Origin of the sequence: Bacillus sp. HY001 (assembly GCF_007558965.1) — a bacterium.
In the GTDB taxonomy this organism is placed as follows: domain Bacteria; phylum Bacillota; class Bacilli; order Bacillales; family Bacillaceae_G; genus Bacillus_A; species Bacillus_A mobilis.
Map to the genome: position 1 here is coordinate 84,627 of NZ_VLTE01000031.1, position 14,563 is coordinate 99,189.

The following is a 14,563-nucleotide window of genomic DNA, read 5'->3' on the forward strand; positions in this document are numbered from 1 at the left end:
AGTAGGATTTTGTCTTAATTTTGTGGAATGAAAATAAGCAGGGAGAAAATTAAATCATCATGGCACCAGCGCAGCTTTTGTGAAAAATAAGTTGTTATGGAAGGTGGAAGAAATGATGAAAACGAAACAGACTGATGAATTGTTAGCAAAAGATGAGCAATATGTTTGGCACGGAATGCGTCCCTTTAGTCCAAGTAGTACAATGGTAGGAGCAAAAGCAGAAGGGTGCTGGGTTGAAGATATACAAGGGAAAAGATATTTAGATGGTATGAGTGGCCTTTGGTGTGTGAATAGTGGATATGGCAGAAAAGAGCTCGCAGAGGCGGCTTATAAACAATTACAAACATTATCATACTTTCCGATGTCACAATCACATGAACCGGCTATAAAGCTTGCTGAAAAATTAAATGAGTGGCTTGGAGGAGAGTATGTTATTTTCTTCTCTAATAGTGGTTCGGAAGCGAACGAAACAGCTTTTAAAATAGCAAGGCAATACTATGCGCAAAAAGGTGAGCCGCATCGTTATAAATTTATATCACGTTACCGCGGGTATCATGGCAATACAATGGCTACGATGGCAGCGACGGGACAAGCGCAGCGTAGATATCAATATGAGCCATTTGCTTCAGGGTTTTTACATGTAACACCGCCAGATTGTTATCGTATGCCTGGAATAGAAGCAGAGGACATTTATGATGTAGAATGTGTAAAAGAAGTAGATCGCGTTATGACATGGGAATTAAGTGAAACGATTGCAGCTTTTATTATGGAACCCATTATTACGGGCGGAGGCATATTAATGCCGCCACAAGACTATATGAAAGCCGTTCATGAGACGTGTCAAAAACACGGTGCATTGCTCATTAGCGATGAAGTAATTTGCGGTTTCGGACGTACAGGGAAGGCATTTGGATTTATGAATTATGATGTGAAGCCAGATATTATTACGATGGCAAAAGGGATTACGAGCGCATATTTACCATTATCAGCGACAGCTGTGAAAAAAGAAATATATGAAGCATTTAAAGGGAAGGGAGAATATGAATTCTTCCGTCATATTAATACATTTGGTGGAAATCCTGCGGCTTGTGCATTAGCGCTTAAAAACTTAGAGATTATGGAAAATGAAAATTTAATTGAGCGTTCTGCACAAATGGGCTCGCTTTTATTAGAGCAATTAAAAGAAGAAATTGGAGAGCATCCACTAGTTGGGAATATTAGAGGGAAAGGTCTACTAGTTGGAATTGAACTTGTAAATGATAAAGAGACGAAAGAGCCAATTGATAACGACAAAATTGCAAGTGTTGTAAATGCTTGTAAAGAAAAAGGTTTAATTATAGGACGAAACGGTATGACAACAGCAGGATATAATAACGTCTTAACATTAGCACCACCGCTTGTTATTTCGAGTGAAGAAATCGCTTTTGTTGTTGGAACGTTGAAGACAGCGATGGAACGTATTTAATGAATCGAGCGAGCTGTAATATACAGCTCGCTTTTGTTTATTATGTGAAATATGATAAATTTTCAAAGGGAGGGGAATTTATTATGAAGAAATATGATCCTAGTCAACATTATCACCTCGGATATTATGAAGATGGATATGATTTAGAAGTGACGGCGTACAAAAGAATAAATGAACCAGTTTGGGATGCTTATATTCCGCACTATGAAGCAGGCGATTTTTATAAGAAAGTGGAGAAAATGAAGCTAGGTGAATATGTAGATGATTACGGCATTATGGTGTATTCATTTAGTAATGATATGGATGATGAAGAAGCACGAATTATGTTTGAAAATTGGTTAAAAACGAACGGAATTGTTTAAAGATAAAATGAAAAAAGAGATTACTATCTTATAAGATAGTAATCTCTTTTTATTGTAGAAAGCTTATTTACTTGCTTTCATTGCTTTATCTTTTGCACCAAAAGTGTATTTTAACATTGGTGGTGTAATCATTGTAGTTAAAATAACGACAATAACGATAGCTGTAAAGTAATCTTGTGCTAGTAGACCTGAAGAAAGTCCTGTTCCTGCGATGATAAGTGCAACTTCACCACGAGAAACCATTCCAGCACCGATAATTGCAGAAGACTTAGCGTCAAATCCAGTCATTCGTGCACCTAAGCCACAACCAATTAGTTTCGTTAATACAGCGATTACTGTTAATGCTAAGATGAACCAAATTTGATTGCCAATACCGTCAAATGTAATATTCATACCGATACTTACGAAGAATACTGGAACGAACATAGCGTAAGCGATTGGTTCTACTTTCTTTTCTACTTCATGTTTGTAGTTCGTTTGAGAAATAGCGATACCAGCTGCGAAAGCACCGATAATACCCGCAATTCCTAATAATTCACCGAAATATGCGAATGAGAAACAGATGATAAGAGCCGCGCTCACGATAGACTCAGATACGCGCAGTGGTGATAACCAGCGCATGATTGCAGGTACACCTTTCCATCCGATTAAAATAATAGAAGCGAAGAATACAACTTTCTTCAAGATAACCATTGTTAAGTTAACATCGTCTGTACCTAAGAAGCTCATTGCAAATGCTAATAAAATAACAACAAGAATGTCATCAAATACAGCCGCGCCCAGCATAGTTGTACTTTCACGTGTTTTCATCTTTCCTAAATCACGAAGTGTTTGTACGGAAATACTAACACTTGTCGCACATAGAAGTAATCCTAAAAATACAGCATTTCCTTGTTCCATCCCCATAACAAGACCAGAAACGTAACCACCTATGAATGGAAGAAGGATACCTCCAAGTGCAACTGCTAAAGAAGAATTACGATTTGCATTTAATTCCTCTAAGTCTGTTTCAAGTCCTGCCATAAACATTAAAAGAATAACACCGACATTACTTAATTGTGTTAGAAGCTCTGAATTTTCAATCCAACCTAATATAGCTGGACCGATAACGATACCGACAATTAATTTACCTAGTACAGAAGGTTGACCTAATCTAACACTAAGATCACCAGCGAGCTTTGTACTTAATAAAATAAGTGCAATTTGAAAGAAAAATTCGAAATCCATCGGATCCTCTCCTCATCATTTTTATTTTTATCATACGATTTCTCGGAATTTGCCTAATGAAAATATGTAAAACCCATTAAACAAAGGGTCTGATTACAAGTTCTTTTGAACTCGTAATTTGAACCTGTAATTAATATATAATAAAATGTATGAAAAATCAATGAAAAAATAGCAGATTTTCATGATAGGATTCGATTTAGGTATGGAGAGAATCACTATATAATAAGAAGAAATAAGGATATATTTTTTATGAATTGGAGAAGGGTATATGTTATTAAATAAACGTTTTACAATTGGAGAAATGGCAAAAATGCATAATATAGCAGAATCTACATTACGTTATTATGATGAAAAAGGTATTTTTCATCCGTCTACTGTAGATCCGCAAACGAATTATCGTTATTACACAATCGATCAATTTTCACTATTAGATACGATTAAGTTTTTACGCCAATTAAATATTCCATTAAAGGAAATTAAGAAATATATTGATGAAAGAAATCCAGCATACGCACTCAATTTACTGGAAAAACAACAAGAAATGATGTTGAAAAAACAAAGAGAAATTGAGTATGCTTTGGCGAAAATGGAGCATAGAATTCATTTAATTAAGGAAGCAACAAAAGTAAAAGCTGAACAAATGGTAATTAAAGAGATCCCGCAGCGAAAGATAACAGCCATTGCTGTTGCCCCGAATACGACGGATGATATGTTTGAGTACTATATTCATTCGCTGCAAAAAAATATGAAACAAATGGATGATAGTTTATTTTCTGGAGATATCGGTGTAACGGTGGCAAAAAAAGGATTAATGCAAAATGAGTTTCAAGCGTATAGCAGTGTTTTTATTCTGCTGGATTACATGCCTTTTCAAATGCATAGTTCAGATGAAATTAAAGAAGGTATATTTGCCTGCGTATATCACCATGGACCATATGAAGAAACGGATGAAACATATAAGAAGGTAATGAAATATATTGATCAAGAAGGATACGAAGTAAGTGGAGATGCGATTGAGATTGCATTAATTGATTGGTCTGTAACAGAAAATCCAGAGGAGCAAGTAACAGAAATTCAAATTCCTATCATGAAAAAACAAAGCAATAAGTTGTAGGGCTCGTATCATAACAAATTGGCATCAACCAGAATAATTAAGTTACCTATTTTTTAATTCTCTATTGACCTTCAAGTAACTTTAAGGTTTAAACTGTGAACAGAGCATTGAAAAAAGGAGCATTTATATGATGGAAACAACAGAGAAGTTAAGAGAAAAACCGATAAAAAGTTTATTTATTTCATATTTAATACCGGCTGTTCTTGGAATGGTATTAATGTCAGTTAATATTGTGATTGATGCGGTTATGATTAGTAGAGGAGTTGGCGCAAATGGTTTAGCAGGAGTAAACGTGGCTATTCCAGCCTTTTCAATTTTCTTCTCTATTTCATTATGGATTGGAATGGGTGGGGCAACTTTATACTCCATTGCACTAGGTGAAAATAAAGTAGAAAGAGCAAGGTCTATTTTTACGCAATCTATGACGGTAGCAGTAATGATCGTAGGTGTGTTAGCAGCGATTTGCTTATGGAGAATAGAAGATATAGCATACTTATTCGGTGCAAACGAAGTGATTTTACCGTATGCGTTAGACTATTTACACGTATTATTAACGTTTGGAATGATATACGTGTTAGAAAATATTTTAAGTACATTTATACGAAATGATGGAAATCCTAATTTAGCAATGGCAGGTCTAGTTGTAACGGCTGTATTAAATATAGTGTTTGACTATATCTTTATTTTTATCTTTGGATGGGGCGTAACAGGTGCTGCTTCAGCGACTATTCTTTCGGCAGCGATCGGTTTCCTTGTATTATTAACGCACTTCTTTAGAAAAAGTAGTATTTTAAAGTGGACGAAATTCCATTTTGAATGGGATACAGTTAAACAAATTATGATAATCGGTTTCCCGAGCTTTACAGCAGAAAGTACAGTAGCGATTGTAACGATTGGTTTTAATATCGCATTCGTTCAATATGCTGGAGAAGTAGGAGTCGCTTCTTATGCGATGGTAAATAGTATTCATGCGATGACATTACTATTATTCTTCGGTGTTGGAGCAGCATTACAACCAATTGCTAGTTTCCATTATGGTGCAAATTTATCAGAGAGATTGCGCGAAGGATTAAAGTTCGCTGTAAAAATTGCGGTAGTACTCGGTGGTATTGCAATAATTGTCGGATTATTCTTCGGGAAATATATTATTGGTCTATTTGATGTCCAATCTCCAGAGTTGTTGGAGTTAACATTAACGGGTATTAGCTTGTTCTTTATCCAATATGTATTTTTAGGCTATAACATTGTGTATGGAGAGTACTTCCAATCCGTGCGACAAACTACAAAATCAGTGCTTATTATAATGAGCCGAGGGTTACTATTTATTATTCCATTATTATGGATTATGCCAAAATTATTTGGGATAAATGGAATTTGGCTCGTTATGCCAGTAGCTGAAGTATTGACAGCGATTATCGTATTTACGATGAATCGTATGAAACATCCTGTTCCATTAAATATGGCGGGAGAGAAAGAAGCGATATAATGAAGAAAATCCCCTTGAGCAAGTAAGGGGATTTTTTTATGCTTTTAAACTAATCGCAAATGATCCATCTGTTTCTTGAACAGACGCGAAAGCAACGCTTTTAATATTAGTGATGCCCTTTTCTTTTAATTCTTTATATAACCATTTTTCGTCCTTATGAATTAACTTTAAGTTATCGTATTGAATTTGCGAATCAACGATAAGGGCAATTGGTAATCCGGCATACGTAACATCTATGTTCAAATCTTTTGGAGTTAATGGTACAAGCTCACGCTTAGGTAAAATACTAATGGCTCCATTCGCTTCTAAAATAGCGTATTCAATTTCGTGAACACTTGGATATCCTGCGACGCGAAGGTTAGAAAGTAGTTCAGCGATCGGATATCTACTTTTTTGTAAGTTCTCAAAAATAATGTCACCATGTTTAATTAAAATGATAGGATGTCCGAGAATGAAACGGTTTAGTTTGTTTAGTAAGCTTAATTTTGTAAGAAGTAAATGCAAACATGTAATAACAACCATACCGAGAAAGGCTTGCAAAGCACCAGAGACTGGTATGGCCTGAAAAGCTAAATAAGATAAAAAGATAATAGCACCAAAATCATGAGGAGTTAGTTGGGCTAAAGCTGATTTACCGAGCATCTTAAGTGATAGTAAAAATAAGATAAAAAAGAACGATACGTTACATAAAAAGAGAAGCAATAGAGACACTCCTTCGTGCAAAGTTGTACTTACTTTTCCCGAAAGGAATATAAATATTACTTCCCAGAGGATAAATTAGGGTGAACTGGAATTTGTCTGTATACAAACAAATAAATGGATATTATCATGAAAGAAGCAAAGAACTTAGGAGTATATTGATATGAAAAAGAAGAAAATAATTAAGTATATGATAGGAATTATAATGGTTTGCGCCGTTTATGCGGGATTTTTACAATATAACATTTATAAGCATGGACAAATGAATGCCACCTACGATGCGGATTATATAATTGTATTAGGATCGAAAGTCAACGGAACGAAACCATCATACTCATTGCAATATCGTATTGATAAAGCAGCTGAATATTTACAATCACATGAGAAGACAACTGCGATTGTATCTGGAGGGAAAGGAAAAGGGGAAGATATTTCAGAAGCATTAGCAATGAAAAATGGATTAATGAAACTAAAAATTGCAGAAGACCGCATTATAATGGAAGATAAATCAACGAGTACAGATGAGAATATTAAATTCTCAAAACCGTTAATTCCGAGCGATATGAAAAAAGGAATGATCGTAACAAACGATTTTCATATGTTCAGAGCGAAAAAAATAGCAGCAAAACAAGGGTTACAATTAGAAGGTCTTCCGGCCGAAACACCGAAGCGAATTGTCATTCCATCGAATATACGAGAGTATTTAGCCATTACGCAATATTGGTTTATGAATCGAATATAGAGAAAGTAATCCCGCCTGGAAATCTAGGCGGGATTACTTTTGATGAAAATCTTACAAAAGTGTCATGTTTGTGAAAGGTAAAGCGATAGTTTCTGGAATGGATTCCTGACATAATGAAGATAACAAAAACAATAGAGGTGAATCGGATGAAAGGAAATAATATATTATCTTCACTATGTTACTTTAGTATCTTTTTTGCACCATTTTTACTGCCAATTATCGTGTACTTCGTTGCGGAGGATGAAGTGAAATACCACGCGAAAAAAGCATTTTGGTCCCATATTTTCCCGTATGCGATTTTATTTGGTGGCTTAGCAGTATCCGGCATATATGGCTTAAGCTTCAATCAATCTGATGGTGCTGGAATTGGCATGATGATCACATATGCGGTGTTCATTCTTGTAGGGATTTATTACTTCATTTGGAATATCGTAAAAGGTATTAAAGTTTTGAAAACAGCGTAGTAAAATAAGAAATAATTCGATGTGAGTTTGTCGTTATTTGTCGGTAAGTCGATATTCCTTGTCGAATCGGCGATATATCTGAAAAATCGTTGATATAGTGCATGGAATCGTCGATATATTTGAAAAATCGCCGATATAATTTCATTTACCGTATTAATAGACGTTTTAAAAAGAGCAATTCAAAAAGAATTGCTCTTTTTGTGCTTATAAGTTGTGAATATTAAAAAAGATATGTTAATTTTTCATTATGAAGAGAAAAAAGGAGTGTTTTTCATGAATGAGATTATACATAAAATGGAGCAACACGTTTCAGTTCGTAAATATAAAGAAGAATCAATTCCGAAAGATGTAGTAGAAAGAATGGTACAAGCTGCGCAGCATGCCGCTTCCTCACATTTTGTACAGGCGTATTCTGTTATATATGTAACAAATCAAGACCTAAAGGCTAAACTAGCAGAGTTATCCGGAAATCGTCACGTGAAAGACTGCGCAGCATTCTTTGTTTGTTGTGCAGATTTAAAACGACTTGAAATAGCGTGTGAACAGCATAGTACAGAGATAAAGCATGAAGGAGTGGAAGACTTTATCGTTGCAACGGTAGATGCTTCGCTTTTCGCGCAAAACTTAGCGTTAGCAGCAGAATCGTTAGGGTACGGCATTTGTTATATTGGTGGTATTCGTAATAATCCGAGAGAAGTAAGTGAATTGCTTCATTTACCAGATAAAGTATATCCTGTATTCGGAATGACAGTTGGTGTACCAGATGAAGAACATGGAGTGAAACCACGTTTACCAGTAGCAGCAATCCTTCATGAAAATGGATATGATGAAAAGAAATATGATGAATTATTAAACGAATACGATGAAACGATGAGTTCGTATTACAAAGAAAGATCATCAAATAAGAAGAACGTAACATGGACGGAATCAATGAGTTCGTTTATGGCTAAAGAAAAAAGAATGCATATGAAAGAATTTTTAAGTGAAAAAGGATTTAATAAGAAATGAGTAAAAGGCAGACCTGTATCCAGGTCTGCCTTTTTTGGAGGAGAAATATGATTGTCTTCGAATAAGTATAGGAGGAGGAGATAATATGAAAAAAGCATTAATCTTTTTATTTGATGGATTTGCAGAATTTGAAGTGAATATAGCGAGTTTATTTTTAATAAGTAAGGAATTCGAAATAATAACAGCAACAATAGACGGCAAAACAGTTACAGGAGAAGGTGGTTTTTTGTGTCAACCACATGTCTCTATCGAGCTTATTGAAGTAGCGGACTATGAAGTGCTTATCGTACCAGGAGGACATATTTTTGACTATTTAGAAAATGAAAAGTTGTTATCTATTGTGAACGAATTACATAAGCAAAATAAATGGATAGCGGGTATTTGTGCAGGGACATCTTTACTACATGCAGCAGGAGTACTTAATAAGAAGAAATTCTCAACATCATTAACACCAGATGAAAAACAATTAGCGCATTTACATGAATGGGAATATAAACAAAATAAAGATGTAACCGTTGATGGGAAAATCATAACAGCGGTAGGATCTGCGTACGTGGAATTTGCTGCTGAAATAATGAAGCAGCTCAATTTATTTAATGAAGCTGAAGCGAAGGAGAACTTGCAGTACTTTAAAAATGTAACAGAGATTTTTGATGAAACGTTAGTATAAGTGAATAGTTTGATTGTTAATACCTAAGTTCGGAATGTAGATAATCCTTTCTGAACTTAGGTATTTTATTTGTTATCATTATACATAGAAATAAAAATTAAGAATTTTTTACAAAAGTGATAGAAAATGAGAATGAAATAACAATAGTAAGTAAAGGCAGCTGCTAAAGGGGAATTGAGGAAGGAAGATGCTTATGATTTTCAATTCTGAAGAGGATTTAATTATAGCTATGAAAAAACATGATCAAGATGCTTTGAAAGAAGTGATTGATCAGTATGGAAAATTAATTTTGTACATTATTCATAAATCATTAAGTACTCCTATTGAAAAACAATTTGTGGATGATTGTTATAACGATGTATTTACTGTCATTTGGTTTAATATCGACCAATTTGATATAGAAAAGGGAAACTTAAAATCTTGGATGATTGGTATTACTAAATTAAAGGCATTGGAATATAAAAAGAAAGTATATAAAGAGAATAAAATCGCTCAAGACGTAGAAATAGATACAGGTATTCATGATAGGTATGAAATAGAAAAAGAAGAAGAGATTATGGAAATCGTCCAAGATTTAAATAAGAAAGATCGATATATCTTTTTAAAGAGGTATATTGATGGATATTCCATTGACGATATTGCGAAAGAATTAAAAGTAACGGCGGATTATATATACAATAGAATTTCTCGTGGGAAGAAAAAGCTTCAAAAATTGTGGAAAGGGAGTGTGTAATATGGATAAAAGATTATTGTCTATGTTAAATGAGCTCCAATATTCAGAGGAAGAAATTACACGTTTAGAGAAAGAAGCGAATGAGTCTATAAATATAGATAAGTATTATGTGAAAAACGGGGAATTATTGAAGAAATTAACGATGCAAATATTGGAAGAATCAGTTCGGAAAGAGTTACAAGAAGGAGAAGAAATCGAATGTGAAATATTAGTGGATGAGGGGAGCCTTGTAAATTCTAAAGTTATACCGAATATATTCACTGCAGGTGCTACTTTTTATTATTACATTGTTTTAACAAATACAAGATTACGAATTATATCGTTAGATTGCTACTTTAAAAAAATAAATGAGTACAATGTGCTAATAAGCTCAATTCAAGCAGTTTCGCGACATAAAAAAATGAAGAATGTATATGGAATTAATATAAATAATAATTTTATACAATTAGGAAGTAAAGAGTATAATCAAGAATTAACAATTTTAATTGAAAAACTAAAACAATGTGGAGTGAAAGAAGAGAGATATAAAGAATTTGAAAAACGTTGGATGATTTTTTTCAATGTCTTTGTAATAGCAATGGGTGGTCTTTTAGTTTTAAAATATTTAATGTGAAAATAAAGAGCGGCATAATAGCCGCTTTTTATCGTTTAAGTCTATATGTTTTTGTACAATCTAAAGCATCTTTTATCTTGAAAAGCTTACTTATAACAAATGTAAACTCTCAATAAGAAGATACATACCCGTACAACTTAAAAGGATATACGTAAATATTTTGAAAATCCGTTGATTAAGCCATTTGAAAATAATTTGACCTATATACAAACCTAGAAATACGATTGGAATAGCATAAAAACTTGATTCCCAAATTGTTTTGTTTGTGCCAGTAAAGAGTATTTGAGTTAGTAGACTAATGAAATATATAAATAGATAAAAAGCTAAAGTAGTTGCTCTCAATTTCTCTTTTTTCGTATCCGTTCCTGTAAAGTAAAGTAACAGGGGTGGTCCTGGCATACCGATACTTGTCGTTAAAAGACCAGATAATCCGCCAACTATAAAATCTCTAGATTTTGTTGATTTAATCTTAAAGTTGCATATTAGCATCAACGTTAATAGTAAGAGCAGGATGCTAATTGCTAATTTAAATGTGTTGATGTTAATAGAAGTGAAAATTAAAATACCAAAAGGAACACCAACTATACTTCCGAAAATTAATCTTTTCAGTAGAATAAAATCAATGTCTGTTCTTATTTTCCAAATGAGTGATATGGAAATAATTAATGATAAAATAATATTTATTTGTATAGCTTCTTGTGGTAGAAATAGCATGAGTAAGAAAGGTGTTGCCATAATAGAAAAGCCAAAACCTGTACTTGTTTGTAAAATAGAAGCTACTAATATAATACATACGAAAGTGAATATAATCTCCAAAATAACCCTCCTACATAATCAAATCCAATACATATTTTAACATAAAGTGAAACTTAAATCAGTGGGGCTTACTGTCCTTTAAAACGGGAAAAAAGCGGCTAAATAGCCGCTTTTTATGATGCATTTAATATTCCAATGATGACCCTGTAGCCTTAAAATATTTTTCTCGTGAAGGCGTCATAACCCGGATTGCTAATAAACAGGAAAGGAGAAGAATGAGTAATGAACTAATGATTACAGTAATTTGAACCGAAAGAAATTGTGCGGATGCCCCAATTGCTAAAATGAAAAAGATTTGGATGAAATTTTTTATAGAATCAAATACGCTATCAATACGTCCTATCATATGAACTGGGATGTTATTTTGATAAAATGTGATAAAGCCAGTACCAGCAAATGATGAAGAAATGCCAAGTAAAATGAAACCGCCTGCCGCGACTATAAATGAATTTGAAAAGGCGAAAATTACATAACCTATTGCTGTAAAAATCATACCGAATCCGATACAATGTTGAATCGGTAATCGTTTAGCAAAGAGAGAAACAAGAAATGAACCGAAAATATATGCAGCACCAGTTATACTAACAAGCATGCTATATTCCATGTCGGATAAAAACAGTACTTGTTTTGTGAATACAACTTCTTGTGAATCGAGCGCCATAGAAACAAGCATAGTAGCTTGAAATAAAACGAATATGAGAATGATGTAAGTTTCCGTTCGAGCGAATGAAAAAACTTGTTTCCAATCACTTCGTAATGTTTGTACGAAAGTATTTGCAACTTCTTCGTTTTGCTTTGTTTGTAGTGTAATGTTTGGTAAGAAATAAATGAGAATAGTAGAAAGTAGAAAGGAAAGTGAGTTGCAGTAAATTACAAAGGATGCTGAGTACGTGGTGAGAAGTATTCCAGCAAGGGCTGGACCGATAATAAAAGCCCCGCTTGTACAAAAGTTATTCCAAGCATTGAATTGAGCGCGTTCTTCAGCTCGTATGAGCATTGTTCTATAAGAAAATGATGCTGGATCGAAAAATGATGTAGCGATGCGAGTTAAAAAGATAAAAATATAAATGGCCCAAATAGAATCAAATAGTGGAATACAGCCAATGAGAGATGCCCGAATTATATCTGTGATGAGCATAATGGACCGTTTGTTTAATCGATCTACTATGCTACCAGACCATATTTTTGTAACAACGGTCGCAATTGGACCTACAATCCATAATCCTGCTACAGCAGCAGGGGAGTTTGTACTATTTAACACCATTACGTTTAGGGCGATGAGATACATAAAATCACCTAAACGAGAAATTCCTGTTCCCGACAATAATAATAATTTATTTTTCATGAGCAGCTGGACCTTTCTTTCATTGTTTTTTTATCCTGCAGGAAATAGCGTATTCCTCTTCGGAGTTTGATTGACGAGCGGTTTTGTTTTCCCAGCGTAATAAAACTTGTGAAACTTCCCACGTAAGCTGTTGTAATTCCTCTGGAGTTAAAAATAAATGAGATACAATATGACTACCTGTATTCGTTCCTTCTGTGCCGCTTTCTTCAATATAGAAATGAGCAGATTTTGCCTTGTAATATTTTTCAATAATTCCCCGTTTTTCTTTCGTGTCTACTAATTCAAGTAACCCTCCATCATATAAAATTTGAACGTGATAATGTACGCTACCAGCAGATTTATTTAGTTTAGTAGCTACTTGCTTTGCAGTGAGTGCTTCGTCTTTTAAAAGGTGGAGAATTTGAATGCGAGTTGCATTAGAAATGAGCTTCTGCTGCTCAGCTGAAATAGTAAGTCTATCGTCAAACATTACGACATCTCCTTTCTTATAATCTAAATTTATTGTACGTTCTAAAAAATTAGAACGTAAGGAAAATAAATCGCCTTTTTCCTTTATATTTCGACATACATAAAAATAGCATGTACATAAACATGCTATTAAGTGATAGTGGATTCTTTACTCAGTTTCCCGCTGTAATACAAGAACAGCCATATAAAACTAACAAAAATACAGCATATAGCCAACAAGGTACCGATAACTTGCGGAGAAAGAACTTCTAGAAGCACTCCTGTAAAAAACATAGATAACTGAATAAGAGATCCATAAATGGAATAATGGAATGAAAAAACTTTACCCATCATATTTTCCTTCGTGTAAGTTTGAAGTAATGTCGTATCAAGTGGAACGATGACTCCTCCTGCTATGCGCATACAGAGCAATGTAATAATACCGACAATAAGCTGATCGGATAAAATGAATGCGAGAAAGAAAATTCCTTGTAGGAAGTAGGCCCAGCCAAATGCTTTTTTCATTCTTTCTTTATTATGAGATATATATAGATTAACGAGGAGACTACCCATCATAAGCCCAGCCCCTTGAACCGTATATAAAATTCCGATATTCGTGTGAAAATTTTTTTCGGCATAGATTGTTAGAAGTAGCTGATAAGCACCTCCAATCATGCCCCATGAAATGCCGACAAGAATTAAGGTTAAAATAATTTTAGTTTGTAATATGTATGTATAACCATCTTTTATATCAGTAAAAAATGCTTTTTTTGTGTTACAAGTATCATGAGAAGGGACGCTCATATTATAAATAAAATAGGCTGAAATAAAGTATGACAGGCTATTTACTAAAAAAGCGAACTCAATATGTAAAGATTGTGCAAGGATTCCGCCTAAAGAAGCCCCCATAATAGACATAAAACCATTCATTATACTAGAAAGAGAGTTAGCAGTTACGAAATGATCTTGGTGTACGATATTTTTTAAGGTTACTTGTTTAGCCGGCTCAAATAAACAAGAAAGTACAGCTAAACATATATTAGAAATGAAAATAATCTCAATTTTATATATTGCAAATAAGTAAGTGAGGACGATTATGCCTCGTAAAATATCGGTAAAAATCAGAATCTTCTTTTTAGAAAAACGATCTACAATCCCGCCTATGAAAGGACTAAGCAGAAGTTGAGGCAATCCTTTACTTATAAAAGTGAGTGCAATCATAAACGGAGATTCCGTTATGCTATAGACGAATGTTACTAAAGCTACAGTATGAAACCAATCTCCAAGTACACTTAACGTTTGACCGTAAAATAGTTTTTTGAAGTTATTATTTGTTTTTAGAAGTGCGGAATAAGAAACTGACATAAAAAGA

At 33.9% G+C, this 14,563-nt stretch carries 16 protein-coding genes; 10 read left to right on the plus strand and 6 right to left on the minus strand.

Translation table 11 applies throughout. From position 1 onward, the window contains the following. Nucleotides 1–115 precede the first annotated feature (115 nt). Both FOT98_RS15900 and FOT98_RS15905 read left to right on the plus strand, forming a co-directional pair. On the plus strand, nt 116–1,465 hold the full coding sequence (locus tag FOT98_RS15900; RefSeq protein ID WP_144291091.1) for an aspartate aminotransferase family protein: 1,350 nt from the start codon (nt 116–118) through the stop codon (nt 1,463–1,465). Next, nucleotides 1,465–1,827, plus strand: coding sequence for a DUF3986 family protein (locus FOT98_RS15905; protein WP_186292118.1), 363 nt, complete (start codon nt 1,465–1,467; stop codon nt 1,825–1,827). The genes FOT98_RS15900 and FOT98_RS15905 overlap by 1 nt, the downstream gene beginning before the upstream one ends. A gap of 63 nt (nt 1,828–1,890) precedes the next feature. Here FOT98_RS15905 and FOT98_RS15910 read toward each other — a convergent pair whose 3' ends face one another. After that, complete coding sequence (locus FOT98_RS15910) at nt 1,891–3,054, minus strand: cation:proton antiporter (RefSeq protein ID WP_063263713.1); 1,164 nt, start codon at nt 3,052–3,054, stop codon at nt 1,891–1,893. Between the two features lie 268 nt (nt 3,055–3,322). On the opposite strand from FOT98_RS15910, the gene FOT98_RS15915 reads away from it, so the two are divergent. Next, nucleotides 3,323–4,168 (plus strand): MerR family transcriptional regulator, encoded by an 846-nt coding sequence (locus tag FOT98_RS15915; protein ID WP_063263712.1) that lies wholly within the window; start codon nt 3,323–3,325, stop codon nt 4,166–4,168. Between the two features lie 130 nt (nt 4,169–4,298). Continuing rightward, nucleotides 4,299–5,654, plus strand: a complete 1,356-nt coding sequence (locus FOT98_RS15920; RefSeq protein WP_063263730.1) for an MATE family efflux transporter — start codon at nt 4,299–4,301, stop codon at nt 5,652–5,654. Between the two features lie 36 nt (nt 5,655–5,690). On the opposite strand, the gene FOT98_RS15925 is transcribed toward FOT98_RS15920, so the two are convergent. Beyond that, a complete protein-coding gene (locus FOT98_RS15925; RefSeq protein ID WP_000923940.1) occupies nt 5,691–6,356 on the minus strand; it encodes a DUF421 domain-containing protein in 666 nt (221 codons plus the stop codon). Between the two features lie 160 nt (nt 6,357–6,516). Here FOT98_RS15925 and FOT98_RS15930 point away from each other — a divergent pair, with 160 nt between their 5' ends. The 6 genes from FOT98_RS15930 to FOT98_RS15955 all read left to right on the plus strand — a co-directional run bounded on the left by FOT98_RS15930 (nt 6,517) and on the right by FOT98_RS15955 (nt 10,583). After that, nucleotides 6,517–7,095 (plus strand): YdcF family protein, encoded by a 579-nt coding sequence (locus tag FOT98_RS15930; RefSeq protein WP_063263711.1) that lies wholly within the window; start codon nt 6,517–6,519, stop codon nt 7,093–7,095. A gap of 146 nt (nt 7,096–7,241) precedes the next feature. Next, a complete protein-coding gene (locus FOT98_RS15935) occupies nt 7,242–7,559 on the plus strand; it encodes a magnetosome magnetite crystal formation protein family (RefSeq protein WP_000678044.1) in 318 nt (105 codons plus the stop codon). 273 nt (nt 7,560–7,832) lie between these two features. Further along, nucleotides 7,833–8,567, plus strand: a complete 735-nt coding sequence (nfsA, locus tag FOT98_RS15940) for an oxygen-insensitive NADPH nitroreductase (protein ID WP_063263710.1) — start codon at nt 7,833–7,835, stop codon at nt 8,565–8,567. Nucleotides 8,568–8,652: 85 nt separating this feature from the next. Then, complete coding sequence (locus FOT98_RS15945; protein ID WP_063263709.1) at nt 8,653–9,237, plus strand: DJ-1/PfpI family protein; 585 nt, start codon at nt 8,653–8,655, stop codon at nt 9,235–9,237. A 187-nt stretch (nt 9,238–9,424) separates the two neighbouring features. Next, nucleotides 9,425–9,970: a sigma-70 family RNA polymerase sigma factor gene (locus FOT98_RS15950; RefSeq protein WP_063263708.1), complete on the plus strand. Its 546-nt coding sequence runs from the start codon at nt 9,425–9,427 to the stop codon at nt 9,968–9,970. 1 nt (nt 9,971) lies between these two features. Further along, nucleotides 9,972–10,583: a flagellar motor switch protein FliG gene (locus FOT98_RS15955; RefSeq protein WP_063263707.1), complete on the plus strand. Its 612-nt coding sequence runs from the start codon at nt 9,972–9,974 to the stop codon at nt 10,581–10,583. 90 nt (nt 10,584–10,673) lie between these two features. Here the strand turns inward: FOT98_RS15955 and FOT98_RS15960 are convergent, their stop codons facing one another. The 4 genes from FOT98_RS15960 to FOT98_RS15975 form a co-directional block, all read right to left on the minus strand. After that, on the minus strand, nt 10,674–11,399 hold the full coding sequence (locus tag FOT98_RS15960) for a sulfite exporter TauE/SafE family protein (RefSeq protein WP_063263706.1): 726 nt from the start codon (nt 11,397–11,399) through the stop codon (nt 10,674–10,676). A gap of 124 nt (nt 11,400–11,523) precedes the next feature. Continuing rightward, nucleotides 11,524–12,744 (minus strand): MFS transporter, encoded by a 1,221-nt coding sequence (locus FOT98_RS15965; protein WP_063263705.1) that lies wholly within the window; start codon nt 12,742–12,744, stop codon nt 11,524–11,526. Between the two features lie 19 nt (nt 12,745–12,763). After that, nucleotides 12,764–13,213, minus strand: a complete 450-nt coding sequence (locus FOT98_RS15970; protein WP_063263704.1) for an ArsR/SmtB family transcription factor — start codon at nt 13,211–13,213, stop codon at nt 12,764–12,766. Between the two features lie 128 nt (nt 13,214–13,341). Then, on the minus strand, nt 13,342–14,556 hold the full coding sequence (locus FOT98_RS15975; protein ID WP_063263703.1) for an MFS transporter: 1,215 nt from the start codon (nt 14,554–14,556) through the stop codon (nt 13,342–13,344). Nucleotides 14,557–14,563 lie beyond the last annotated feature (7 nt).

Excerpts from the sequence above, each read along its gene's own strand:
- nfsA (WP_063263710.1), top strand. The coding sequence starts at position 7,833 with ATGAATGAGATTATACATAAAATGGAGCAACACGTTTCAGTTCGTAAA.
- FOT98_RS15910 (WP_063263713.1), bottom strand. The coding sequence starts at position 3,054 with ATGGATTTCGAATTTTTCTTTCAAATTGCACTTATTTTATTAAGTACA.
- FOT98_RS15900 (WP_144291091.1), top strand. The coding sequence starts at position 116 with ATGAAAACGAAACAGACTGATGAATTGTTAGCAAAAGATGAGCAATAT.
- FOT98_RS15950 (WP_063263708.1), top strand. The coding sequence starts at position 9,425 with ATGCTTATGATTTTCAATTCTGAAGAGGATTTAATTATAGCTATGAAA.
- FOT98_RS15970 (WP_063263704.1), bottom strand. The coding sequence starts at position 13,213 with ATGTTTGACGATAGACTTACTATTTCAGCTGAGCAGCAGAAGCTCATT.
- FOT98_RS15905 (WP_186292118.1), top strand. The coding sequence starts at position 1,465 with ATGAATCGAGCGAGCTGTAATATACAGCTCGCTTTTGTTTATTATGTG.
- FOT98_RS15935 (WP_000678044.1), top strand. The coding sequence starts at position 7,242 with ATGAAAGGAAATAATATATTATCTTCACTATGTTACTTTAGTATCTTT.
- FOT98_RS15920 (WP_063263730.1), top strand. The coding sequence starts at position 4,299 with ATGGAAACAACAGAGAAGTTAAGAGAAAAACCGATAAAAAGTTTATTT.
- FOT98_RS15965 (WP_063263705.1), bottom strand. The coding sequence starts at position 12,744 with ATGAAAAATAAATTATTATTATTGTCGGGAACAGGAATTTCTCGTTTA.
- FOT98_RS15975 (WP_063263703.1), bottom strand. The coding sequence starts at position 14,556 with ATGTCAGTTTCTTATTCCGCACTTCTAAAAACAAATAATAACTTCAAA.
- FOT98_RS15930 (WP_063263711.1), top strand. The coding sequence starts at position 6,517 with ATGAAAAAGAAGAAAATAATTAAGTATATGATAGGAATTATAATGGTT.
- FOT98_RS15945 (WP_063263709.1), top strand. The coding sequence starts at position 8,653 with ATGAAAAAAGCATTAATCTTTTTATTTGATGGATTTGCAGAATTTGAA.
- FOT98_RS15915 (WP_063263712.1), top strand. The coding sequence starts at position 3,323 with ATGTTATTAAATAAACGTTTTACAATTGGAGAAATGGCAAAAATGCAT.
- FOT98_RS15955 (WP_063263707.1), top strand. The coding sequence starts at position 9,972 with ATGGATAAAAGATTATTGTCTATGTTAAATGAGCTCCAATATTCAGAG.